This is a genomic window from Flavobacterium sp. SP2, assembly GCF_057626655.1.
Genome location: NZ_JBVHBT010000002.1, coordinates 588398 through 614725 on the forward strand (window position 1 = coordinate 588398; position 26328 = coordinate 614725).

General features: G+C 33.3%; 23 protein-coding genes. 14 read left to right on the forward strand and 9 right to left on the reverse strand.

Annotation, left to right across the window (positions count from 1 at the left end; genetic code table 11):
* Positions 1–186: 186 nt before the first annotated feature.
* The 3 genes from ACZ098_RS07020 (at position 187) to ACZ098_RS07030 (ending at position 4898) form a co-directional block, all read left to right on the forward strand.
* Positions 187–426: a FeoA family protein gene (locus ACZ098_RS07020; protein WP_487311031.1), complete on the forward strand. Its 240-nt coding sequence runs from the start codon at positions 187–189 to the stop codon at positions 424–426.
* Positions 426–2528, forward strand: a complete 2103-nt coding sequence (gene feoB / locus ACZ098_RS07025) for a ferrous iron transport protein B (protein WP_487311032.1) — start codon at positions 426–428, stop codon at positions 2526–2528. Before ACZ098_RS07020 ends, feoB begins: the two co-directional genes overlap by 1 nt.
* Positions 2529–2666: 138 nt before the next feature.
* On the forward strand, positions 2667–4898 hold the full coding sequence (locus tag ACZ098_RS07030; protein ID WP_487311033.1) for a TonB-dependent receptor family protein: 2232 nt from the start codon (positions 2667–2669) through the stop codon (positions 4896–4898).
* Positions 4899–5041: 143 nt separating this feature from the next.
* Here ACZ098_RS07030 and ACZ098_RS07035 read toward each other — a convergent pair whose 3' ends face one another.
* Genes ACZ098_RS07035 through ACZ098_RS07045 form a run of 3 tightly spaced genes read right to left on the reverse strand, consistent with a single transcriptional unit; the run spans position 5042 to position 7959 of the window.
* Complete coding sequence (locus tag ACZ098_RS07035) at positions 5042–5428, reverse strand: hypothetical protein (RefSeq protein WP_487311034.1); 387 nt, start codon at positions 5426–5428, stop codon at positions 5042–5044.
* Positions 5429–5431: 3 nt separating this feature from the next.
* Positions 5432–7303 carry an Nramp family divalent metal transporter gene (locus ACZ098_RS07040; protein ID WP_487311035.1) on the reverse strand — a complete coding sequence of 624 codons (1872 nt, stop codon included), beginning with the start codon at positions 7301–7303 and terminating at the stop codon, positions 5432–5434.
* A gap of 2 nt (positions 7304–7305) precedes the next feature.
* Positions 7306–7959 carry a metal-dependent transcriptional regulator gene (locus ACZ098_RS07045; protein ID WP_487311036.1) on the reverse strand — a complete coding sequence of 218 codons (654 nt, stop codon included), beginning with the start codon at positions 7957–7959 and terminating at the stop codon, positions 7306–7308.
* An 88-nt stretch (positions 7960–8047) separates the two neighbouring features.
* Here ACZ098_RS07045 and ACZ098_RS07050 point away from each other — a divergent pair, with 88 nt between their 5' ends.
* From ACZ098_RS07050 to ACZ098_RS07100, 11 genes are all read left to right on the forward strand, one after another.
* Positions 8048–10090: a TonB-dependent receptor plug domain-containing protein gene (locus ACZ098_RS07050; protein WP_487311037.1), complete on the forward strand. Its 2043-nt coding sequence runs from the start codon at positions 8048–8050 to the stop codon at positions 10088–10090.
* Between the two features lie 73 nt (positions 10091–10163).
* A complete protein-coding gene (locus ACZ098_RS07055; RefSeq protein ID WP_487311038.1) occupies positions 10164–10553 on the forward strand; it encodes a hypothetical protein in 390 nt (129 codons plus the stop codon).
* An 82-nt stretch (positions 10554–10635) separates the two neighbouring features.
* Positions 10636–11484: an HAEPLYID family protein gene (locus ACZ098_RS07060; RefSeq protein WP_487311039.1), complete on the forward strand. Its 849-nt coding sequence runs from the start codon at positions 10636–10638 to the stop codon at positions 11482–11484.
* 29 nt (positions 11485–11513) lie between these two features.
* On the forward strand, positions 11514–12656 hold the full coding sequence (locus ACZ098_RS07065) for a lycopene cyclase family protein (RefSeq protein WP_487311040.1): 1143 nt from the start codon (positions 11514–11516) through the stop codon (positions 12654–12656).
* A 120-nt stretch (positions 12657–12776) separates the two neighbouring features.
* The gene (locus ACZ098_RS07070; RefSeq protein ID WP_035124683.1) at positions 12777–13187 is read left to right on the forward strand and encodes a BrxA/BrxB family bacilliredoxin; all 411 of its coding nucleotides are present in this window, start codon (positions 12777–12779) and stop codon (positions 13185–13187) included.
* A gap of 169 nt (positions 13188–13356) precedes the next feature.
* On the forward strand, positions 13357–14715 hold the full coding sequence (trhO, locus tag ACZ098_RS07075) for an oxygen-dependent tRNA uridine(34) hydroxylase TrhO (protein WP_487311041.1): 1359 nt from the start codon (positions 13357–13359) through the stop codon (positions 14713–14715).
* 162 nt (positions 14716–14877) lie between these two features.
* Entirely contained in the window at positions 14878–16224 is a 1347-nt protein-coding gene (locus ACZ098_RS07080; RefSeq protein WP_487311042.1) for a PSP1 domain-containing protein, read from the forward strand.
* The gene (locus tag ACZ098_RS07085) at positions 16208–16693 is read left to right on the forward strand and encodes a gliding motility lipoprotein GldH (RefSeq protein WP_487311043.1); all 486 of its coding nucleotides are present in this window, start codon (positions 16208–16210) and stop codon (positions 16691–16693) included. The genes ACZ098_RS07080 and ACZ098_RS07085 overlap by 17 nt, the downstream gene beginning before the upstream one ends.
* 6 nt (positions 16694–16699) lie before the next feature.
* Positions 16700–19021, forward strand: coding sequence for a penicillin-binding protein 1A (locus tag ACZ098_RS07090; RefSeq protein WP_487311044.1), 2322 nt, complete (start codon positions 16700–16702; stop codon positions 19019–19021).
* Between the two features lie 189 nt (positions 19022–19210).
* Positions 19211–19912, forward strand: a complete 702-nt coding sequence (locus ACZ098_RS07095; protein ID WP_487311045.1) for a CoA transferase subunit A — start codon at positions 19211–19213, stop codon at positions 19910–19912.
* A 94-nt stretch (positions 19913–20006) separates the two neighbouring features.
* On the forward strand, positions 20007–20663 hold the full coding sequence (locus ACZ098_RS07100; RefSeq protein WP_487311046.1) for a CoA transferase subunit B: 657 nt from the start codon (positions 20007–20009) through the stop codon (positions 20661–20663).
* Positions 20664–20745: 82 nt separating this feature from the next.
* Here the strand turns inward: ACZ098_RS07100 and ACZ098_RS07105 are convergent, their stop codons facing one another.
* From ACZ098_RS07105 to ACZ098_RS07130, 6 genes are all read right to left on the reverse strand, one after another.
* A complete protein-coding gene (locus ACZ098_RS07105) occupies positions 20746–21141 on the reverse strand; it encodes a hypothetical protein (RefSeq protein ID WP_487311047.1) in 396 nt (131 codons plus the stop codon).
* Between the two features lie 130 nt (positions 21142–21271).
* Positions 21272–22873, reverse strand: coding sequence for a fumarate hydratase (locus ACZ098_RS07110; RefSeq protein ID WP_487311048.1), 1602 nt, complete (start codon positions 22871–22873; stop codon positions 21272–21274).
* 348 nt (positions 22874–23221) lie between these two features.
* Positions 23222–23554 carry a transposase gene (locus ACZ098_RS07115; protein WP_487311049.1) on the reverse strand — a complete coding sequence of 111 codons (333 nt, stop codon included), beginning with the start codon at positions 23552–23554 and terminating at the stop codon, positions 23222–23224.
* A 48-nt stretch (positions 23555–23602) separates the two neighbouring features.
* The gene (locus tag ACZ098_RS07120) at positions 23603–25042 is read right to left on the reverse strand and encodes a nucleoside recognition domain-containing protein (RefSeq protein ID WP_487311050.1); all 1440 of its coding nucleotides are present in this window, start codon (positions 25040–25042) and stop codon (positions 23603–23605) included.
* A 110-nt stretch (positions 25043–25152) separates the two neighbouring features.
* Positions 25153–25386: a hypothetical protein gene (locus ACZ098_RS07125; RefSeq protein ID WP_487311213.1), complete on the reverse strand. Its 234-nt coding sequence runs from the start codon at positions 25384–25386 to the stop codon at positions 25153–25155.
* 180 nt (positions 25387–25566) lie between these two features.
* Positions 25567–26280 (reverse strand): 3'-5' exonuclease, encoded by a 714-nt coding sequence (locus ACZ098_RS07130; RefSeq protein ID WP_487311051.1) that lies wholly within the window; start codon positions 26278–26280, stop codon positions 25567–25569.
* Positions 26281–26328: the final 48 nt, after the last annotated feature.

Sequence of the window (26328 nt, forward strand, 5' to 3'; positions counted from 1 at the left end):
CCCTGATGGCAATGGAAATCCTGTATAATTGCGATTAGAAATTATACAGATTGCATTGTACAGCAGGAATAGGATTGGCGGATAATTCCCGAACCATTTGCTCCTAAAAACTTAAAGTTATTACAAATCGTAAATGTTTTAATACAAATATGTATTTTTGTATTTTAATTCAATCTAAATAAACTAGTGAAACTAACTCTTGCAGATTTAAAGAAAGGTCAGAAGGCTGTAATTTTGGATATTAATATTGACGAAATTCCTTTGAAATTGCTAGAAATGGGATGTTTACCTGGTAATGAGGTTGAGTTGTTTCAAATTGCGCCGTTTGGCGATCCGTTGTATTTTATTTTTAATGATTCGCATGTGGCTATTCGATTAGAAACGGCTAAAGAAATTGAAATTTCGATGGATAATACTTCAATATAATGGCTCATAAAACTATAAAAGTTGCACTTATTGGTAATCCAAATACTGGAAAAACTTCGGTTTTCAATCAGCTTACAGGTTTGCGTCAACAAGTGGGAAATTATCCTGGAATTACGGTAGAAAAGAAAATTGGTTCTTGCAATTTAAACAAAAATGTAAAAGCTACAATTCTAGATTTACCTGGAACGTATAGCCTTAACGCCAGCTCGATTGATGAAAATGTGGTGATTGAGTTGCTGATGAATAAAAACGACGAATACTTTCCCGATGTTGCTGTTGTAGTTACAGAAGTTGAAAATTTGAAACGAAATTTATTACTTTTTACTCAAATTAAAGATTTAGAAATTCCGACAATTTTGGTTATCAATATGAGTGATCAAATGGCCAAAAAAGGAATAGACTTAGATCTTCCGTTTCTTGAAAAAGAATTAAACACTAAAATCGCACTTGTAAGTTCTCGAAAAAATATTGGCATTGATAAAATAAAAGATTTGATTTTAAAATACGAATCGCTTTCAAAAGAACCGTGTTTGAATGCATCAAGTATTGATGAAGAATATTTTAATAAATTGAGAAAAGCGTTTCCAAACCAATTGTTGTATAAACTGTGGTTGGTAATTACGCAAGATGTAAATTTCTTGAACTTAGAACGTAACGAAATTGAAAGTAATTTTACCAAATCGAAGAACGATTTAAAACGATTACAGCAGAAAGAGACCATAAAAAGATACCAATTTATAAACGATACTTTAAAGATTGGTCAGAAAATTGACGTTTCCAAAGCTACGGATATCAGAGCAAGATTGGACCGAGTTTTGACGCATAAATTTTTTGGTTACGTAATTTTCTTCGGAATTTTAATGCTCATTTTTCAATCGATATTTAATTGGTCGAGTTATCCGATGGATTTTATTGATGAAACTTTTACAAGTTTGGCAGCTTACGCAAAAATACATTTGCCAGCTGGAGAATTTACCAATTTAATTGCAGAAGGAATTATTCCAGGAATTGGAGGAATCGTAATTTTTGTACCTCAAATAGCGTTTTTATTTTTGTTTATTTCTGTGCTTGAAGAAAGTGGTTACATGAGTCGCGTGGTGTTCTTGATGGATAAAATTATGCGTCGTTACGGACTTTCGGGCAAAAGCGTTGTACCACTAATTTCTGGAACTGCTTGTGCTATTCCAGCCATTATGAGTGCTCGAAATATTGAAAACTGGAAAGAACGATTGATTACCATTTTGGTTACGCCATTCACAACCTGCTCGGCACGATTACCTGTGTATGCAATATTGATTTCGTTAATTATTCCCGACAAAAAAATTATTGGTTTCTTTTCTTTACAAGGATTAACCTTGATGGTTTTGTATCTATTAGGATTTTTTATGGCAATTGTTGCTGCAATAATTCTAAACAAAATTTTAAAATTTAAAAGCAAATCCTACTTTGTTGTTGAAATGCCAAGTTATAAAATTCCGATGTTTAAAAATGTTGGAATTAATGTTTTAGAAAAAACGAAAGCGTTTGTTTTTGGCGCCGGAAAAATCATTTTGGCAATCTCAGTAATACTTTGGTTTTTAGGTTCACACGGACCAAAAAATACGTTTGGAAACGCGCAACAAATTGTTGAAAACGAAGTGTATTCGAGCAAGTTAAAAATAAATCCGTCGGTTATTGAACGTAATGTGGAAGCCTACAAATTAGAAAATTCTTATATAGGAATTATCGGTAGAAGCATCGAGCCTGTAATAAAACCATTGGGTTACGACTGGAAAATTGGAATTGCTGTAGTTACTTCATTTGCCGCAAGAGAAGTTTTTGTTGGAACCTTAGCCACCATTTACAGCGTAGGAAATAGCGATGATGAAACCACTATTAAAAACAAAATGGCTGCCGAAGTAAAACCGGATGGTTCAAAGATTTTCAATTTTGCCACCGGCGTTTCCTTACTGCTATTTTATGCTTTTGCAATGCAATGTATTTCTACGCTAGCCATTGTAAAAAAGGAAACTAACTCTTGGAAATGGCCAGTAATCCAACTCATTTTTATGAGCGGATTTGCCTATCTAGTGGCATTGTCTGCCTATCAAATTTTAAAATAATAAAACAGTAAATCCGATTTTCTCGTATATGTTTGAAAATTGATGACACTTAAAAAAATTTTGTTTTAAATCTTATTTTTAATTTGTCTAAATAAAATCAATTTGATAATTTTGCAACGTAGATTTAATCTAAATAAAATGAAGAATTTTTTAGTACTTGTTACCGCACTATTTGCACTATCAATTCATGCTCAAGGAGAAGACTTAGCTTCAAATGATACAGTTAAAAGACTCAATCCAGTTATAATAACAATCAAGCAACAAAGTCCTGAGCGCATGCCTGAAGTTAAAGACAATATCTTGTTTTCTGGTAAAAAAAATGAAGTATTAAAGTTATCCAATATTAATGGAAATTTTACGACCAACAATGCAAGAGAAATATTTTCGAGAGTTCCTGGTGTAACGATTTGGGAAAACGAAGGTTCGGGAATTCAAATTAATGTTGGAGTAAGAGGATTAAGTCCTAATAGAAGTTGGGAATTAAATACAAGACAAAACGGTTATGATATTTCATCAGATGTATTTGGATATCCTGAAGCTTACTACAATCCACCATTAGAAGCGGTTGAAACTTTAGAACTTATTCGTGGCGGATCTTCATTGCAATTTGGACCTCAATTTGGTGGCATGCTAAACTATCAATTAAAGCGAGAGACAAAAAAGAAATTTTCATTCGAAACTCAAAATACAACTGGTAGCTACGGATTAATGAGTAGTTACAATGCCATTGGTGGAAAATTAAATAAATTCTCTTACTACGTATACAACCATTCCAGAAGTGGCGATGGTTGGAGAGAAAATTCCGATTATACTGTTCGAAATACTCACGCTTTCTTAGAATATCGATTTACCGAAAAAACAAAATTATCGGCTGAATATACCAATATGGATTATAAAATGCAGCAAGCAGGTGGTTTAACCGACGAACAATTCGATGCCAATTCGCAACAATCATTAAGAGAACGAAACTGGTTTGGTACACCATGGAATTTATTTTCTATAAATTTTGACACCAAAATAAACGATCAATTCTCATCTAATACTAAACTTTTTGGATTAATTGGTGAACGAAATAGCGTTGGATTTACAGCAACTCCAAATACTGCTGATGCAATAGATCCTACAACAAATGATTATGCCAACAGACGTGTTGATCGAGATTACTATAAAAATTTTGGTGTAGAAAATAGAAATATTTACAAATATAGATTTGGTAAAATTAACAGTAACCTTGCGTTTGGAGCACGTATTTACAAAGCAAAAACACAACGATTACAAGAAGGACGAGGAACAACAGGATCCGATTTTGATTTATCAATCGATGGACAATACGGACGTGACATTAATTTTAGCACCGAAAACGTAGCTGTTTTTGCAGAAAATCAATTTAAAGTTACCGAAAAATTAAGTGTTACACCAGGTATTAGATACGAATATATTAAAAATACTGGAGAAGGAAGATTTAGCGTTAGCAACGGAAATGCTGTAGCTTTTCCTGATAAAACAATTTCTCGTAGCAAACCATTGTTCGGACTTGGTGTTGAATATAAGTTTATATCAACCAACATCTATGCAAATATTACACAGGCTTACAGACCAGTATTATTTTCAGATTTAACTCCGCCAGCAGTATCCGATGTAATTGATCCAAATCTAGAAGATGCAAGCGGATTCAATGCCGACTTAGGTTTTAGAGGTACTTATAAAAAATTCTTGAATTTTGATTTTAGTTTGTTTTATTTGAGTTACAATAACCGAATTGGTGGCGTTAGACAGTTTATTAATAACGATCCAAATCAAGGAACTTTTATTTACCGAACTAATTTAGGTGAAACAGTTAATAAAGGTATTGAAGGATTTGCTAATTTAAATGTTACCAAACTTTTGGATGTGGATAAACCTTACGGAAGTTTAGATGTTTTTGCAACTGTGAGTTTCATAGATAGTCGTTACACCGATTTTATAGTTTCTACTGCTTCAGGAACTGCACCAGATGTTACAATAACCGAAACCAACCTTAAAGGTAACCGAGTAGAAAATGCACCCAGATACATTCATAATTTCGGAATTTCTTGGAGTAATAATAACATCTCAGCCACGGCACAATACAAAATGTCGGGTAAAATATTTACAGATGCGAACAACACTGTTGCGCCATCTGCAAATGGATTAACTGGATTGTTGGATAAGTATAATGTTTTCGATTTATCTACAGAATATAAGTTTCTGAAAAATTACAATATTCGTGGTGGAATAAATAATTTATTTGATAAGGAATATGCCACAAGAAGAGCTGGCGGATATCCTGGACCAGGGATTTTACCTGGAGAAGGAAGAACTTTTTATATTTCTATAGGCGCTAAGCTTTAAGATTAACAATTAAATAAAAGTATTATGATACAAATGGTTTTAGTATATATATCACTTGCAATCGCAGTATTCTTTGTGCTAAAACCATTAATTGGCAAAAAGAAACCTAAAAAAAATTGCGGTAGCGATGATTGTGATTGTCATTAATTTTCAAAAACAATAGTAATGTATTTCTTTTTGTCTTTTACAATTACGCCTTCTTTTGGATAAGGGAAAACAGCTATTGACTTGATTTTTTTGGAATAATATTTGGAAAACCATTGCGTATTTTCTATTCTATTTTTCGTGTTTAAAGTCAACGTTTTCTCTTCAACGATTTTCTTGTCGTCATAAACTTCAACTACCACTGAAACTTCGCCTGCCCAAACACAATTTGTTCCTTCTGGACAACGCGAATCGTTAAAAACACTCTTCAATTTTATATGATATCCTTTTTTAGGAATGCATTTTTTGGATGTTGTTTTTAGTTCCGTCTGAGCATAAAATGCTACGCTGCATAGAATTGTTAAGAATAAAAATAGCTTTTTCATTTTCTAATTTTTTACAATCAATAAAGGTATTGAAATTTTATGACGTAACTTATCTACTGTAGTACCAAATAAAATATCTTTAAAACCAGTGTGACCATGCGTTCCCATTACTAGAATATCAAAATCTCCTTCATTTACAATTTTGGCAATCGTTGCATTAGGCTTTCCAAATCCGAGTTTTGAATCGACTTTAAATCCTTTTTCGGTCAACATTATTTCGTACTCTTTCAACAATTTTTCATCAATTGTCGTTTCATGATCTTCAATATTTTCACCATACATAATTGCTCCTATTGTTTCAACAATATGAATCAATGTATAATTAGCTTCTTTACCGCCTATTTCAAATGCACTATTAATGGCAATTTCATCAGCATCCGAAAAATCAACTGAAATAGCAATATTCTTTTTATCATTCGATTCAGATTGAGAAAAATCCAATTTCAGATTGTGCGGCGAATGATTGTCAATACTATGTTTAGCCTTGGTTATAAACGGTTTGAAAACTATGTATAGTAGTAAAAACAAAAATCCGAACGCTAAAGGAACAACAGTAAACCAGAGAATTATTGGGTTTTCTGAAGTTTCTAACCAACCTTGAATTTCGTTATAAACCAATTTCGCATTCAACGAAACAATTATGGAAGCAATAATCCACGATGCAACTTGAGTTGTTTTACTGATATGAAATCCTTTCATTTTTGACTTATCTGAAACAAAATGTATCAACGGAATTATGGCAAAACCTAGTTGTAAACTCAAAATCACCTGACTTAAAATTAGCATTTTCCCTGTAACGCTTTCACCAAATATGGAAATGACAATTACAGCCGGAACGATAGCAATTAAACGCGTTATAATACGTCGAACCCATGGTTGAATTCGTAAGTTTAGATAACCTTCCATAATAATTTGCCCAGCCAAAGTACCTGTAATTGTAGAACTTTGTCCAGCTGCAATTAAAGCAACGGCAAATAAAATTGGCGCATATTGAGTTCCTAAAAGTGGTTCTAAAAGTTTATGTGCATCCTGAATTTCGGCAACTTCAAAAAAACCGTTTTTGTGAAATGTTGCTGCCGCTAATATTAAAATCGCTGCATTTACAAAAAATGCCAAGTTCAATGCAATGGTAGAATCGATAAAATTATATTTCAATGCTTGTTTAATTCCTGCTTTACTTCGGTCAAATTTACGGGTTTGAACTAATGACGAATGCAAGTATAAGTTGTGTGGCATTACAGTTGCTCCGATAATTCCAATGGCAATATAAAGTGCCGCTTCACTAGGAATTGATGGAATCAAACCTGTTAGTACTTTTCCAACTTCAGGTTCTGCAAAAATCATTTCAAATACAAATGAAAATCCAATAATGGCGACCAATGCAATGATAAATGCTTCCATTTTTCGCATGCCTTTATTGATAAGAAAAAGCAATAGAAATGTGTCCAAAACGGTAATCATCACACCTTGAATTAAGGAAATATCGAACAACAAATTAAGTCCAATTGCCATCCCAAGAACTTCGGCTAAATCACAGGCGGCAATTGCAATTTCTGCCAGAAAATACAAAACATAATTGATGGGTTTCGAATAGGTTTCGCGCGAAGCTTGAGCTAAATCACGTTGCGTAACAATTCCTAATCGAGCGCTTAAACTCTGTAAAAGCAATGCCATAATGTTACTCATTAATAAAACCCAAAGCAAAGAATACCCAAACTGACTTCCGCCAGCTAAATCGGTTGCCCAATTTCCGGGATCCATATACCCAACGGAAATTAAATAAGCCGGACCAAAAAATGCGAAAATTTTTCTAAATGTCGATGTTTTTCCTTGCGTAGAAACTGATTCGTGAACTTCTTCTAATGATTTACTCATAGCTATAGTGCTTTTATAAATAAATTTTCTGCAATTTTATTCGATATCGAAATATTTTTTGAATTTAAAATTATCGTCAAGGAAGAATCAAAATCTTCACATGAGATAACTTTTATTGTTGAACCAAGTGAAATCTTCTGTTTATCCAAATATTGAAGAAATTCTACAGATGAATTCTTAACTCCAACACAAACATAGTCCATATTTAATAGTGCTTCGGACAATAAAAGCTTATCAATTTTAACGAGTTCTCCTTTGGCATTCGGAATTGGATCACCATGCGGATCAAACGATGGAAACCCAAGAAATTCATCCAACTTATTAATTAACTTTTCCGATTTAATGTGCTCCAATTCTTCGGCTATTTCATGAACTTCATCCCAAGAAAAATGCAATTTATCTACCAAAAAAACTTCCCACAAACGGTGTTTTCTTACAATCATTTTGGCAGAATAAAATCCTTTTTCGGTCAACGTAACACCTTGGTATTTTTGATAAGCAACCAACTCTTTTTCAGATAATTTCTTCAACATATCAGTTACAGAAGATGCTTTGGTATCCAACATTCCTGCAATTGCATTGGTATTTACTCCTTTTGGAGAAACTAACGATAAATGATAAATAACTTTAATGTAATTCTCTTCTGAAATGGTCATCGTAAAATTTATTTAAGACAAATATAGAATTATATTTTTGTTTTACTAAATATTATTTTTAGATTTGTCTAAATTTTTATTTTGATACATGAAAAATTTATGGGCTTTTCTATTGGTTGTGCCATTTTTTGCATTTTCACAAGAGTACGACACAATTCCAAATAAAAAAGAAAACCAACTCGATGAAGTTGTAATCTCTGGCACTTTGAAAGCTGTAAAACGACTGGAAAATCCTGTACCTGTTGAAATCATTACGGCAACTTTTTTAAAACAAAATCCAACTTCAAATGTATTGGATGCGTTACAAAACGTTAATGGATTACGTCCACAAAACAACTGTAATGTTTGCAATACTGGTGATATTAGAATTAACGGACTTGATGGTCCATATACGATGGTGACTATAGACGGAATGCCTATCGTTAGTGCGTTAGGTAGTGTGTACGGTTTATCTGGAATTCCAAATTCGATGATAGAACGAATTGAAGTAGTAAAAGGTGCCGCATCTACTTTATACGGTAGCGAAGCCGTTGGTGGATTGATCAATATTATTACAAAACGACCAAAAGCCGTACCGCAATTCACGGCCGATATTTTCTCGACATCTTGGCTTGAAAACAACATCGACATTGGTTATCGCACATCATTAAGTAAAAAAGTAGATGTGTTGCTCGGCGTAAATTATTTCAATTACAACAATCCTATTGACAATAACAACGATAATTTTACAGATGTGTCGTTGCAAAACCGTGTTTCTGTTTTTAGTAAATGGAATTTTAATAGAAAATCAGAAAAAGAATTTAGTCTAGTTTCGCGCTATTTGTATGAAGATCGTTGGGGTGGCGAAATGCAATGGAATAAAAGTTTTCGTGGCGGAAGCGAAGTTTATGCTGAAAGTATTTACACTTCACGTTGGGAGCTTTTAGGAAGGTATCAATTGCCAACAGCTGAAAAAATGTTTCTTCAATTTTCACTAATTGCGCACGACCAAAATTCTGTTTATGGAAATTCGATTTTTCTGGCCAATCAAAAAATTGCATTCGGACAATACCTTTGGGATAAAAACCTGAAAAATCATTCGCTGCTTTTTGGTGCAGCATTTCGATATCAATATTACAACGATACTACGCCGGCAACCAATTCTAGCAATTCGTCTGAAATTTATAGCTTGTTTGCTCAAGATGAAATTCAATTTTCTCAAAAATCGAGTATTTTATTAGGTTCACGATACGATTATAATTCGGCTCACGGTTCGATTTTTACTCCTAGATTGGCTGTAAAATGGAAACCAACAACCAATGATATTTTGCGATTAAACTTTGGAACTGGATTTAGAATTATAAATATATTTACCGAAGATCATCAAGCATTATCGGGTTCGCGAGAAGTGGTTTTAACCGAAAATCTAAAGCCTGAAACCTCCTATAACTTGAATTTGAATTACTTGAAAAAATATGTTTTGGATAATTCTGGCATTATCAATCTTGAATTTTCAGCTTGGCACACCTATTTTACCAACAAGATTTTTGCCGATTACGATGTCAATCCCAATCAAATTGTGTACGATAACTTGAACGGTTATTCCAAAATGTTCGGACTTAGTACCAATGCAGATTGGATTACTCCTTTTGGATTAAAAGCAACCATTGGTGCCAGCTTTTTTGACGCCAAAACGAAGCAAGACGACCGAAAATTTACGCCACTTTTCACCGAAAAATATTCTATAAATTGGGCAATTAATTATGAAATTCCCAAGTGGTTTTTATCGTTTGATTATACTGGAAATCTTACAGGAAGTATGCGTTTGCCTTTGCTAGGCGACCTCGATCCAAGACGTGAATATTCGCTGCCGTTCAGCATTCAGAACATCCAAATCACCTATAAAAAAATCCACGATTTAGAAATTTTTTCGGGCGTAAAAAATATTTTGAATTGGACTCCCAATCGAGGAAATCCGTTTATAATTGCTCGTTCCAATGATCCATTTGATGAGAATGTTCAGTTTGACACCAACGGAAATGTAATCCCAACAGCTGATAATCCTTATGGTTTAACCTTCGACCCAACATATGCATACGGACCAAATCAGGGGATTCGTTTTTTTCTAGGATTAAGATACCATATTGATTAATTAACTTTTCATTATCATTTTGGCATTTCATAAATTCTAATTTTGTACTTCACTTTTTCACAAAATTCTAGTAATGCATTTAGCTGTTAGAAATAATAAATTTACCAACTTTATATGTTGTGTTTTAGGAATGTATTTCCTAAACATATCAGTGGATGCAACCGATATTTTATACTACGAAAAAATTGAAAATTTAAGTATTAATAATCAGGAAAGTATCATTGAAATTATAATTGAAAAAGTTTTTGGTTTTGATAATGCCATTGCTGAACAAGATGACAACGATAATTCTCAAAATTCTATTTTCAAAAAAATAAAAACATTAGATTTTACTATTGAAAATGAAAACTCTATTAACTTTTTCAGTAGTTTGATTTCAAATCCAAAGGAAATTAAGAAAATTCAATTTCAGCATATTCCCAATCCATTATTGGAGATTATTTCGCCTCCACCAAAAGTATAATTTGTATCATTTAGTTACATAATTCATTGTTTTACATTGTAAAGCGATGAGTATTTTTATTATTAATTTACAAATTATACCCATGAAGAATACATATTTCAAGGCATTATTATGCTTAATCATAACTGCAAATGTTTTTGCACAAGAAGATAAAAATTTAAAAGATAGTCTGTACATAAATGAGATTGAACACAAAAAAGGAAGGGCTAAAAACCTGCACGCTGAGCCTTTATACATAGATTTAATTAGAGATTTGGGCGCAAGAAAAGGCGAAAAAGAATGGAATGTAGGATTGGGAATTACCGATAACAAAACTCATGATAGCTACACTACATTAGTCGAATATGAATTTGCACCTATTGATAGATTAGGTCTTGAAATCGAACTTCCATTTTCGTTTTATTATCCAATTGATAAGGGTGTTTCAACTCCAAAAAATAAATTAAATAGTTTAAAACTTGCTGCACAATATACTTTTTTAGTTTCTGAAAAGGCAAAAACGTCTTTGGCGTTTGGATACATTCACGAATTTGAAATGAACGAATTTAGCAATTATAAAAAAGAAACGGTTTTCATAGGAAACATATACAATCCATTTTTTGTTGCAGCAAAACGTTGGGGACAAAATTTTCATACCTTGCTTTATACTGGACCATTATTTGAACAACATTTCAACAGCAATTCTATTCACACATTATGGCAAATCAACTCCAATTTTCATTACATGATTGATGGAACTCGAAATTTTATTGGGATTGAATTCAATAAAGAACTTCAAAAACACGATTTTGACATGACTATTCGCCCTCAAATGCGTGTTGGTGTGACCGAAAATCTACTCATTGGTATTGTAACTGGAATTCCTATTAAAAGAGAAAATGAAAGATTTAGCACGTTTTTAAGACTGATTTATGAACCAAAACACAAATAAAAGTATCTTTGTTGTTTAAGAAATAAGTAATGCAACACTATCACTACATTTTCACAGGTTCAGGGTTATCGGCTTTAATGACCGTTTATGAAATGATTATGTCGAGAAAATTTTATGATAAAACAATATTACTTATTGATGAAAATCCCAAAAACGCCAACGACAGAACTTGGTGTTTTTGGGATAATTCTTCGCTTTTTGAAGAAATTGTTTCCAAAAAATGGGATGTGGCACTTTTTGCCGATGAAAACTTTCGAAGAGATTTAGATTTGAATCCGTACCAATATAAAATGATTCGCGGATTGGATTTTTACAATCTAGTTTTCGACTTAATTTCTAAACAAGATAACATTCATTTTGCAAACCAAAAAGTGATTGATTTTGAAGAATTAGGAAATCATTGTATTGTAAAAACAGAAACTCAAAATTACACTTGCAATAAGATTTTCAATTCTATTTATAATCCAAATCTTGTAAAGAGTCAGTCAAAATATCCTTTATTGCAACAACATTTTATTGGTTGGTTTATAAAATCGAATGCAGCAGTTTTTGATATAAACAAAGCCTCTTTCATGGATTTTTCGGTTGAACAAAGAGGAAATACTCGCTTTATGTATGTGCTACCAACTTCATCAACTGAAGCTTTGTTAGAATATACTTTGTTTTCGAAAGACTTACTTTCGAAAGAAGAATATGAAAATGAAATTCAGGATTACATCAAAAAACTGGGAATTACAGAGTACGAAATCGTCGATAAAGAACAAGGAAATATTCCGATGACTTCTTATAAATTTTGGAAACACAACACCAAAAACATCATAAATATAGGTTCTGTTGGCGGATGGACCAAAGCAAGTACAGGTTATACTTTTAAAAATACTACCAAAAAATCGAAAGCATTAATTCAGTTTTTATCCAAAGAAACCGACTTTAGAAAATTTCATAAAATAGATAAATTTTGGTTCTACGATTTGCTGTTTTTAGATGTTTTATATCGAAGAAATGACTTAGGTTCCAAAGTATTTGCGTCATTATTCAAAAAAGGGAATCCAACCTTAATTTTCAAATTTCTTGATGAAGAAACTTCGTTTTGGGAAGACTTACAAGTCATTTGGAAATGCCCAAAAGGGTTGTTTATTAGAGCTTTAATTAGCAGAATTTTTTGGTTTTAACTCTCTATCAAACTATAACAAAACTTTATAATCAAAATTATTATAAAATTGCAATTCTCACTATCTTTGTCCTAGATTTTTATATCTAAAATTTAATATCAAATATCTAATATCAAGAATATGTATCCAGAAGAAATGGTAAAACCAATGAGAGCAGAACTTTCTGACGCAGGTTTTCAAGATTTATATAATGCAGAAGAAGTAAAAAACGCTATCAAAGCAGAAGGAACAACACTTGTGGTTGTAAATTCGGTTTGTGGTTGCGCTGCGAGAAATGCACGTCCAGGAGCAAAAATGAGTTTGGATGGAGCTAAAAAACCAGATCATTTAGTAACAGTTTTTGCTGGTGTTGACAAAGAAGCGGTTGATGCTGCTCGAGAAGAAATGTTTCCTTTTCCTCCATCATCTCCAAGTATGGCTTTGTTCAAAAATGGCGAATTGGTTCACATGTTAGAACGTCACCACATTGAAGGCCGTCCTGCTGAAATGATTGCAGAGAATTTGAAAGACGCTTACGCAGAATTCTGTTAAGACTTTTTACTGTTAGAATTACAACCCTGTCAGAGTTTTGAACTCTGACAGGGTTTTTTAATAAATTATTTTTACATTTGCACCCGAATTCTTCCATTTAGAATTCGAGGCAAAGCCGAATAGGGCGAAGCCAATTCCAACACCTATTTCTCACTTAAACGTTTATAGCATGCAACTGTATAACACCTTAAGCGCAGAAGAAAGAGCCCAACTTATTGATGAAGCCGGACAACAACGTCTTACATTATCTTTCTATGCGTATGCCAAAATTGAAAATCCCAAAAAATTTCGCGACGACTTATTTATCCAATGGAATCAACTCGATGCTCTTGGTCGAACGTATGTAGCCAAAGAAGGAATTAATGCGCAAATGAGCATTCCAGCCGAAAACTTAGAAGCTTTTAGAGAAACTTTAGAAGCTTACGAATTTATGAAAAATATTCGTCTGAATGTCGCTGTTGAGCATGATGATCATTCCTTTTTGAAATTGACTGTAAAAGTTCGTGATAAAATTGTAGCCGACGGATTAAACGACGAAACTTTTGATGTTACCAATATCGGAGTTCATTTAAAAGCCAAAGAATTCAACCAAATATTAGAAGATCCAAACACGATTGTAGTTGATTTTAGAAATCACTACGAAAGTGAAATTGGTCATTTTAAAGGCGCCATTACTCCAGATGTGGAAACTTTTAGAGAGAGTTTGCCAATCATCAACGAGCAATTAAAAGATTTTAAAGAAGATAAAAACCTAGTGATGTATTGCACTGGTGGCATTCGTTGCGAAAAAGCTTCGGCTTATTTCAAGCATCAGGGTTTTAAAAATGTATTCCAATTGGAAGGCGGAATTATCAATTATGCCAAACAAATTCAAGAAGAAAATATCGAAAGTAAGTTTATAGGAAAGAACTTTGTTTTCGATCACAGATTGGGTGAAAGAATTACCGACGATATCGTTTCGCAATGCCATCAATGTGGAAAACCATGCGACAATCATACCAATTGTTTAAATGATGGTTGTCATTTATTATTCATTCAATGTGACGAATGTCAAGCAGCTATGGAAAATTGTTGTTCTACAGAATGTCTAGAAATTACGCATTTACCATTGGCTGAACAAGTTAAATTGCGCAGAGGAAAACAAGTTGGTAATAAAGTATTCCGAAAAGGAAAATCGGAAAATTTGAAATTCAAACATTCAGGCGAATTATCCGACAAACCATTAGCTGTTGCTAGTAAAACAAAAGACATTCGTCAGAAGATAAAAGTAAAAAAAGTACTTCTTGGAAACGTCCAACATTACTACGTAAAAGCTCAAATTGGATTGTTCATTATTGAAAATGACGAATTGAACCTTGGCGATAAAATTTTAATTTCAGGTCCGACCACAGGAAACGAAGAAATCGTTTTAACCAAAATGATGGTAAATGGAAGTGAAAATGCTGTTGCAAAAGCAGGTGATAAAGTTACCTTCGAAATACCTTTTAGAATAAGATTATCTGATAAAGTATTTAAGATTTTAGAATAACTATTTTAAAAATCAACTGATTAAAATCCCAAATTCCAACTGATATTTCAGCCGTGGAAATTGGGATTTTTTTATTGGAATATAATTTCTAAAAATACTATCTTTACCAATTAATCGTTTTATAAACTTAAATCGCTTTTTGGCGATACTACATATATAATTATGGCATGTACAAGTTGTTCAACTTCTGATGGTGGCGCACCAAAGGGTTGTAAAAATAATGGGACTTGCGGCACCGATAGCTGCAATAAATTGACCGTTTTCGACTGGTTAGGAAATATGAATTTGCCTAATGGCGAAACTCCTTTTGACTGTGTTGAAGTACGTTTTAAAAACGGAAGAAAAGAATTTTATAGAAATACTGAAAAACTTACCTTAAGCATTGGAGATATTGTTGCTACCGAAGCTTCACCTGGTCATGATGTAGGAATTGTAACTTTAACTGGTGAACTTGTAAAGGTTCAAATGAAGAAAAAAGGTGTCAATCACACAAGCCCAGATGTTGCAAAAGTATACAGAAAAGCATCTCAAAAAGATATTGACATTTGGAGTGAAGCTCGTGATAAAGAAGAGCCGATGAAGGTAAAAGCACGAGAAATTGCTATTGCTTTAAAGTTGCAGATGAAAATTTCTGACATCGAATTTCAAGGTGATGGATCTAAAGCAATTTTTTATTACACTGCAGACGATCGCGTTGATTTTCGTCAATTGATTAAAGAGTTTGCCCAGTCGTTCAAGACTCGAATTGAGATGAAGCAAGTTGGTTTCCGTCAGGAAGCAGCTCGTCTTGGTGGTATTGGATCTTGTGGAAGAGAATTGTGTTGTTCTACTTGGTTAACCGATTTTAGAAGTGTTAATACCTCTGCAGCACGCTACCAACAATTGTCGTTAAATCCGCAAAAATTGGCTGGACAATGTGGAAAATTAAAATGTTGTCTCAACTATGAATTGGACACGTATCTTGATGCTTTAAAAGATTTTCCAGATTTCGAAACCAAATTAGTTACCGAAAAAGGTGATGCCATTTGTCAAAAACAAGACATCTTTAAAGGCTTAATGTGGTTTGCATACACTAATAATTTTGCAAATTGGCATGTATTAAAAATTGAACAAGTCAAAGAAATTGTTGCTCAAAACAAACAAAAAATTAAAGTTTCTGCATTAGAAGATTTTGCAATTGAATTGGTTGTAGAGCAAGAAGTTACCTTTAATAATGCAATGGGACAAGAAAGTTTAACACGATTTGACCAACCAAAAAAGAAAAATAACAACAAAAACAGAAATAAGGTCTCGGCTAAAAATTCGCCAGATCGCAAGCGACCTGATGAAGTAAATCAAAACAAAGCCAATCCAAACCAAAATAAAATAAATCCAAATCAAAATAAAATAAATCCAAATCAGAATAAAAACGCCAACCCAAATCAGCAAAAAGCCAATCCAAACCAAAATCAAAATAAACCAGCTAACAAAAAACCAATTATCATAAAAAAGAATGAAGATTCTAAATAACCTTGTTGTAATTTTAGTAGCAATTTCTATTGTCTCCTGTGATGAAAAACGTGTTTTTGACGAATATAAATCGGTAGGAAGTGCTTGGAATAAAGACAGTATTGTCGCCTTTAAATTGCCTCAATTAGATGCAGCAAAAAAATACAATTTATTTGTAAACATTAGAGATAACAACGATTTTCCTTATAATAATTTGTTTTTAATAGTGTCGTTAGAACAACCTAACAAGAAAGTTAAAGTAGACACCTTAGAATATATGATGGCAAATACTGACGGAACATTGCTAGGTGACGGATTTACAGATATAAAGGAAAACAAACTGGTTTATAAGTTAAATGAATCTTTTTCGCAAAAAGGAGATTACAAAGTAAAAATACAACAAGCTGTAAGACAAACAGGCAAAATTGTTGGAGATGCTGAATTAAAAGGAATTACCGAAGTTGGTTTCAGAATTGAATCGATAGAATAAAATACTATGGCACAAAATAAAACAACTCAAAAAAAATCTACACAAGTACGAGATATCAATTACTACAAAAAGAAATTCTGGAGACTTTTCTTCTATGCTTTTGGTGGAATATTTTTATTTTTCTTATTTGCCTCTTGGGGATTATTTGGCGCGATGCCATCTTTTGAAGATTTAGAAAATCCAAATTCTAATCTTGCAACCGAAATTATTTCTTCCGATGGTGTTACACTTGGTAAATTCTACAACGAAAATAGAACCGCAATTAAATACAAAGATTTACCTAAATCACTTGTAGACGCCTTAGTATCAACCGAAGACGAGCGTTTTTACGAACATTCAGGAATTGATGCCAAACGAACATTTGGTGCCGCTTTACGACTAGGACAAAATGGAGGTGCAAGTACAATAACCCAACAATTAGCCAAAAATTTGTTTCATGGCGAAGGATCAAAATTTTTACCTTTTAGAATCATTCAAAAAGCAAAAGAATGGATAATTGCCATTCGATTGGAAAGACAATATACTAAACAGGAAATCATTGCTTTGTATTTAAATCAAGTAGATTTTGTTAATGGCGCAGTTGGAATTCGCTCTGCTTCAAAGGTTTATTTTAGTAAAGAACCACGTGATTTAAATGTTGAAGAAAGCGCAATGCTTGTAGGAATGCTTACCAATCCTTCACGATTTAATCCAAACCGCTTTCCAGACAGAGCATTAAAAAGAAGAAATATTGTGCTTGGACAGCTAGTGCGTAACAATCATTTGGAAGAATCTGCCAAAGCACTATTAGAAAAAAAACCTATAAAGTTAGATTTTCATCCCGAAAGTCACCTAGATGGAACTGCAACTTATTTTAGAGAATACCTTCGCGATTACCTTAAAAACTGGGTTAAAGATCATAAAAAACCAGATGGCGAAGAATATGACATCTATGGCGATGGCTTAAAAATCTATACAACTATAGATTCTAAAATGCAAGAACATGCTGAAGAAGCTGTAAAAGCTCATATGAAAAACCTTCAAGAGGAATTTTTTATTCAGCAAAAGAATAATAAAAATGCTCCTTTTATAAACATTACCGATGCCGAAACTCAGAAAATCATCAACCAAGCGATGCGTAATTCTGAACGTTGGAGAATTCTAAAAGCCGAAGATAAATCGGAGGAAGAAATCATTGCATCGTTCAATGTAAAAACCAAAATGACTGTTTTCACATGGGATGGTGATAAAGAAATGGAAATGACTCCGCTAGATTCTATTCGCTATTACAAGCACTTTCTTCAAGCAGGATTAATGTCTATGGAACCACAAACTGGCGCTGTAAAAGCTTGGGTTGGCGGAATCGATTATAAATATTTCCAATACGATCACGTGGGTCAAGGTGCAAGACAAGTAGGTTCGACCTTCAAACCATTTGTTTACGCTACAGCCATCGAGCAACTCGGAATGTCGCCTTGCGATACCATTATCGACGGACCGTTCATGATCCGAAAAGGCCGCCATCACGTAACCGAAGATTGGGAACCACGAAATTCCGACCAAAAATACCGTGGTATGGTTACCTTACAGAGCGCTTTGGCCAATTCCATCAACACGGTTTCGGCCAAATTAATTGATAAAACCGGACCAGAAGCTGTCGTAGAACTAACACACAAATTAGGAATTAAATCCGAAATACCTGTTCAGCCATCAATTGCCCTTGGCGCAGTCGATATAACAGTACAAGATATGGTTGCCGCTTACAGCACATTTGCCAACCAAGGTGTTTACATAAAACCACAATTTATTGCTAGAATCGAAGATAAAAATGGTGCTGTGGTTTACGAACCAACTCCAGAATCGCACGATGTGCTTAATAAAGATATAGCCTTTGCAGTAATAAAACTTCTAGAAGGCGTAACCGAAAGCGGTTCGGGTGTACGATTAAGAACCGAAAGTGGCGGAAGCGGTGACAACCGTTGGACAGGATATCCCTACATGCTAAGAAACAAAATTGCAGGAAAAACAGGAACAACCCAAAATCAATCAGACGGTTGGTTTATTGGTATGGTTCCCAATCTTGTAACTGGCGTTTGGGTAGGTTGCGAAGACCGTTCGGCACGATTTAAAAGCATCACTTACGGTCAAGGTGCAACAGCAGCATTGCCTATTTGGGGTTATTTTATGAAAAAATGCTACGAAGACAAAGACCTACAAGTATCTAAAGACGATTTTGAAAGACCTGATAATTTATCTATAAAAGTAGATTGTTGGCAACCACGAAAAGTAGTAGTTGTAGACTCAACAGCCGTGCAAGAAGAACAAAATACCGACGAATTCGAACTTTAATTTTCAGGAGCTAATCCAGCTATCCGTTCCAAGATTTCATGAAAAAAGTACGTTTTTCTACAATAAAAAAAGAGCTTCCAAGGTCGCTTTTTTTCATCAAGAAAAACACTACTTTTTTTCATAAAATGCTTTTCACTGCTATCTGGGCTAGACTGTTGCAAAAAACAAACCTATAATTCATACTAAACTATGATCAATAAAAAAGTAAAAAACGTTAAAGAAGCACTTCAAGGTATTGAAGACTCAATGACCATAATGCTCGGCGGATTCGGCCTGTGCGGAATTCCAGAAAATTCTATTGCCGAATTAGTAAAAAAAGGAACCAAAAACCTAACTTGTATTTCCAATAATGCCGGTGTCGACGATTTTGGTTTGGGTTTGTTGCTACAAAAGAAACAAATTAAAAAAATGATTTCTTCCTACGTAGGAGAAAATGCCGAGTTCGAACGTCAAATGCTTTCGGGTGAACTTGAAGTAGATTTAATTCCGCAAGGAACTTTAGCCGAACGATGTCGAGCAGCACAAGCAGGAATTCCAGCATTTTTTACACCAGCAGGATTTGGAACCGAAGTTGCGGAAGGAAAAGAAGTACGTGAATTTAATGGCAAAATGCACATCATGGAACACGCTTTCAAAGCCGATTTTGCCATAGTAAAAGCATGGAAAGGTGACGAAGCAGGAAACCTTATCTTTAAAGGAACAGCAAGAAACTTCAACCCATCAATGTGTGGTGCAGCCACCATAACAATCGCCGAAGTAGAAGAATTGCTTCCAGCAGGAAGTTTGGATCCGAACGAAATTCATATTCCAGGAATATTGGTTACCCGAATTTTCGAAGGAGAAAAATACGAGAAAAGAATAGAACAAAGAACCGTTAGGAAAATATTTTAGTAATTATTTTTTAGATATTCTGTAAACTAAATATTTTCAACAAAGTAAATCTTAATAACCTTAATTTCTTAATGGTTTAAAAAAGAAACATTTTATGTTAGATAAAACTGAAATTGCAAAACGTATTGCAAAAGAATTAAAACACAATTACTACGTAAACCTAGGAATCGGAATTCCAACACTAGTTGCCAATTACATTCCAGAAGGAATTGATGTAGAATTTCAAAGTGAAAATGGTGTTTTAGGAATGGGTCCATTTCCGCTTGAAGGCGAAGAAGACGCCGATTTAATCAATGCAGGAAAACAAACCATCACAATGTTGCCTGGTGCAAGTTTGTTTGATTCAACATTTAGTTTCGGGATGATTCGTGGTCAACATGTAGATTTAACAATTCTTGGCGCCATGGAAGTTTCAGAAAACGGTGACATAGCCAACTGGAAAATTCCAGGAAAAATGGTTAAAGGAATGGGTGGCGCAATGGATTTGGTTGCCTCTGCAGAAAACATTATCGTAGCCATGATGCACGTAAATAAAGCTGGCGAGAGTAAGATTCTTAAAAAATGTACCTTACCTCTAACTGGTGTTGGTTGCGTTAAAAAAGTAGTTACCGAATTGGCCGTTTTAGAAATCACTCCAAATGGATTCAAATTATTAGAACGCGCACCAGGAGTTTCTGTTGAGCACATCATTGCTTCAACCGAAGCTGATTTAATTATTGAAGGTGATATTCCTGAAATGGTAATTGATTAGTGTTATACTATTGAACCATTAAGAAATTAAGGTATTTAAACTTAATGAAACTTAACTTCTTAATGGTTTAAAAATAGTTGTATTACTGATTCTTATTTAAATACGCTAATAAAACTTCGTTGGCATTCCCAAAACTAGGAAATTGCTCCACAATGCTCACGGCACGCTTTTTATTCAATTTGTAAGTCAAATCAAATTCGGTTGTAAATAAAATTGCCGATAAAAACGGATTATTTATAAATTCCAACAACCTATCAAAAGCTTTTTCGATGGAATGAATTTCGAATATTTCTTCCTTTTGAAATTTGAATTTTAATTCCAGTTTCAAAACATCCTCATCCATAATCGGACGCACATAAATATTCATCAATTCGGTATTTCCAATGGTTTTTGCTAAGGTCAATTTAGCAAAAGTCCCATCTTCTAAACTCGATTTAACTTTAGAATAAAACTCAGAAAAGGTTTCTTTAAAAGGCATGTTTATTTATTTATTTTTTGACACGAATTTCACAAATTGATTCTGCTTACTTATCACACGAAAAACAAATTAGTGACATGAAAAACACAAACAAAATTTCGTGAAAATTCGTGGAATTCGTGTCAACTTTTTATAAGTTAGCAAAGAAATCATTTCCTTTATCATCAGTAATAATAAAAGCTGGAAAATCTTTTACAGTAATTTTTCTCACGGCTTCCATTCCTAGTTCTTCAAAATCTACAACCTCAACTTTCAAGATATTATCTTGAGCTAAAATTGCAGCTGGTCCACCAATGGAACCCAAATAGAATCCTCCATAAGTTTTACAAGCTTCCATCACTTCTTTTGTACGATTTCCTTTAGCAAGCATAATCATACTTCCTCCAGCTTTTTGGAATTCTTCTACATATACATCCATTCGTCCTGCGGTTGTTGGTCCGAAACTTCCTGACGCCATTCCATCTGGAGTTTTTGCTGGTCCTGCATAATATATCGGATGGTTTTTGAAATACTCTGGCATTGGTTTTCCAGCATCCAGAAGTTCTTTGATTTTTGCGTGAGCAATATCTCTTGCAACAATTAAAGTTCCGTTTAACTTCAAACGAGTTTTGATTGGATAGTTTGATAATTCAGCTAAAATATCGGCCATCGGACGGTTCAAATCAACCTCAACTGGAGCTTCCAAATGTGGTGGAACTTCAGGTAAAAATTGTTTCGGATTGGTTTCTAATTGTTCTACAAAAATTCCATCTTTAGTAATTTTCCCTTTGATATTTCTATCGGCAGAACACGAAACACCCAATCCAACTGGACAAGAAGCTGCATGTCGTGGCAAACGAATTACACGAACATCATGTGCAAAGTATTTTCCACCAAATTGCGCTCCAATAGCACTTTCTTGACAATATTCTAAAACTTTCTTCTCCCATTCTACATCTCGAAATGCTTGACCCGACATATTTCCTGAAGTAGGCAAATTATCAAAATAACCCGCAGATGCTTTCTTAACCGCAGCTAAATTAGCCTCTGCAGAAGTTCCTCCAATTACCAAAGCTAAATGGTATGGCGGACAAGCAGAAGTTCCTAAATCTTTAATTTTATCACGAACGAATTCCTCCATAGATTTCTCGTTCAATAGTGATTTTGTTTTTTGGTACAAAAAAGTTTTGTTGGCAGAACCGCCACCTTTTGCTAAAAACAGAAATTCATAAGAAGCTCCTTTTTTGGCATAAATATCTATTTGAGCTGGAAGATTAGAACCCGAATTTTTTTCTTCAAACATTGAAATCGGAACAATCTGCGAATAGCGCAAATTCTTCATTTGATAGGTATTGAAAATTCCCTTTGATAACCATTCGGCATCATCGGCTCCAGTAAAAACGTTTTCACCCTTTTTAGCCATAACAATAGCTGTTCCTGTATCTTGGCAAGAAGGCAATTGACCATCTACAGCAACTACAGCATTTTGCAATAAATTGTAGGCAACAAATCGGTCGTTGTCAGTAGCTTCTGGATCATTCAAAATATTATTTAACTTTTGCAAATGCGAAGTACGTAACATAAATGAAACATCATTCATGGCTTCTTGAGCTAATAATTCTAAACCTTTGGGATCAACCGTAAGAATTTCTCTGTCTCCAAATTGTTCTACTTTTACGTAGTCAGAGGTAATTTTTTTGTATTGCGTATCGTCTTTTAAAATAGGATACGGATCTTGATATATAAAGTCCATTATGAAATATTTTTGATGTGTAAAGTTACGTATAACCTGCAAAGTTTCCAAAACCTTGTAGGTTTGTTTATTGTTGTTTTTAAGATTTATACCTACGCGGTTTTGGAAACCTTGCAGGACTTTAATTATTTATTCAAAAGTAAATTTTTCTGTTAAAAAATCATTTTTAAAATTATGACAAATGATAAAATTGTCAACGTTGTCAAAGTAACTCAAAACTTCAGTTCTAGCTAACTTGGTTTGATTAGTGGAAATAATTGATTGAAATGAAGAAAACTTATAAGTTTTATAATCTATATTTAAGTGATGTTTCGGATTTAGATGAATATATTGAATAATGTTTCTTACCTAATTTTCATCTTGAATTTTTATCCTTTTAAAATGTTTTTCGAATAAACTACCTGTTCTATTGTTTTGTTTATTAAAGGCCTTTGCATAAGAATTAAAAAAATTTGAAAATGCTTGAGTTACTGCCTTTTCATTATCAACTAATTTGATAAGAAAATGGAAATGATTATCCATTAAACAATAAGCAAAAACTTCTATCTTACCGTTTAAATGTTTTGAAAGTAATTTTAGAAAATAGGATTTGTTATCATCGGATAAAAAAATATTTTCACTATTTATTCCTCTATTATAAATGTGGTAGAAATGGTCTCTTTCTAAAACTTCTAATTTCATTGACTTTCATTTATACCTACAAGGTTTTGGAAACCTTGCAGGAAAACACTAAAAAAACCAACTAGCCACAAAAATTGCCGTAATCACACAAATTACATCTACTAAAAGCATGGTGCTTAAAGCGTATCTGGTGTTTTTTATATTTACCGAACCAAAATAAACGGCAATAACATAGAACGTACTTTCGGCGCTACACTGAAAAATAGAACTCAATCGTCCAGTTAAAGAATCGGCTCCGAAAGTATTCATTGAGTCAATCAAAAATCCTCTTGAACCAGCGGAACTAAAAGGTCTTAGCATCGCTACCGGAAGCGCATCGGTGATTTCTTTGCTCACTCCCATAGTAGAAAAACCAAAAGCAATCCAGTTACTAACAATTTCGAACAAACCGCTATTTCTGAACAACGAAATTGCTACTAACATTCCTAAAACATAAGGAAAAATAGTAACGCCAGTTTTAACTCCATTGTTGGCCCCAACCACAAAAGCTTCGTAAACTGTAGTATTTGCTTCAGTAAATTTCTTTTCTTTAACGAACGATAAAATCAATGTAAAGGCAATTATTACAACCAATATCAATGCGGAAAGATTCGATGTAAAATAATTTTTACCTATTAAATCTAAATGATTCACATACATTAATAAACCAATAATTGCAGCAATTAATACCATCAATCCGACTACTAACGAGGCACTTTTAAAGTTAATTTTTTGCTTTACACCTACAATAAGAAAAGCTGCAATTGTTCCAATAAAAGAGGTAATTATACAAGGTAACATTACATCAGCTGGATTTGCTGCGCCTGCTGCAGCACGATAACCAATTATTGAAGTTGCGATAAGTGTAAGTCCTGAAGCATGCAAACACATGAACATAATTTGCGCATCACTGGCTTTATCTTTTTCGGGATTTATCTCTTGTAAACTTTCCATTGCTTTTAGCCCGAATGGTGTTGCAGCAGAATCTAATCCTAAAAAATTGGCTGCAAAATTTAAAGTCATATACGATATTGAAGGATGATTTTTAGGAATACTTGGAAAGACTTTTACAAATACCGGACTCAATAATTTTGCTAATTTTTCAGAAGCTCCAGAAATAATTAAAAGTTCCATCAATCCGCAGAAAAATGCTAAATAGGCCATTAGAGGCAAAATTAAATCCAATAATGTACTCTTACAAGTGGGTAAAAGTCCATCTGATTTTTGAACTCCACTATAAATTTTTACTGTTTGATTGTTATAAACATAAGTAGAATCGGCATTCAAAGTATCTCTATTTACAACATAGGTTTTGTCATCAGACTTTTGAATACTGTCTTTAATAAAAACTGGAATGTCGTTTAGGTATTTCTCTGACACTAATATCTTATCATCTTTCTTTCCGTTCAAAACATGATCAATTGTGTAACTGTTGCCAGAAAACAAACTGAACATTACAAAAATTATTGATGAAATAAAGATAACGAGCCAAAATCTGCTTAATACCATGGTTTGTTTGTTTTTTGTAAATGTACTTATTCAATTGCAAATTCAAAAATCAAATTCAATTTCAAAAGTCAATCTCAATATCAAAAATCAATCTAAATTTTAAGATTGACTTATTTTTTATTAATTTTCATTTTTGATGCAATTGCAATTAATTCTTCAACTTCAATTACTAGAAAAGTCCGAATTTCCTGATTACCTTCGTTTATATAATTTAAAATTTTTAACGAATTACTAGACTCTTTTAACTCTTTAGCCACTAGCGTTAACTTGAATACTAAATCTTTATCCGTTATTGTTCCTTGCGATTCACCACGGTTTAAAGACGAACTTCCTGATGAACGAATAAGCTGATTTTTATACTACTCGTTTACATAGCTTTTACCCAATTTTCTAGTAAAGAAAATACATTCTCCAGCAAAACGAATTAATCTATCATCAAAATTAAAAATTTTCTCACTAAAAGGATTCGATTCTGGCATATTAATTTAATAGTTGATTTTTGAAGTTGATTTTTGAAGTTGACATTAAATATGAGTAATTTCGTCTTCTATCAATAAATCTTCTTTTCTGAAGCGAAGAAAAACTTGGGCGACAGCAATAACATCTTTTTCGCAATAGGTTACAATTCTATCAATATCTTTTTCAACGTAAAAAACATGACCAACTTGACTTCCGTCAATGTCGCCTTTTGATGAAGGAATTCCGAGTATTTTGGTAAGTAATTTTAAGGAAGTAAAATGTTTATAATCGCCAAATTTCCATAACTCAAGTGTGTCTAAATGTTGGATTTCCCATGGCTTTTTTCCAAATAAATTGAGCTTATTTGGAATGTCAACTTGATTGATAATCATTCTGCGAGCAATGAATGGTAAATCAAATTCTTTGGCATTATGACCACACAAAATATTTTGAGAATTATTGAAATGATTGTTCAACAAATTATTGAAATCTAATAATAATTTTTTCTCTTCACCAAAAAAAGAAGTAACTCTAAAGTTTCGAATGTCACCTTTAGTTACAAAATACCCTACCGATATACAGACTATTTTACCGAATTCGGCCCAAATTCCTGCTCGGTCATAAAACTCTTCTGCAGTATAATCCTCTTTTCTTTGGTATTGCGTTTTTAATTCCCAAAGTTGTTTCATTTCTTCGTCTAACGAATTGAAATTTTCTTCTATTGGAACAGTTTCAATGTCAAGAAATAAGATGTTGTCTAAGCGTATTTTTTCTATCATGATTATTCACTTCATTTTACTATAAAACGAATTTACATAAATATTGCT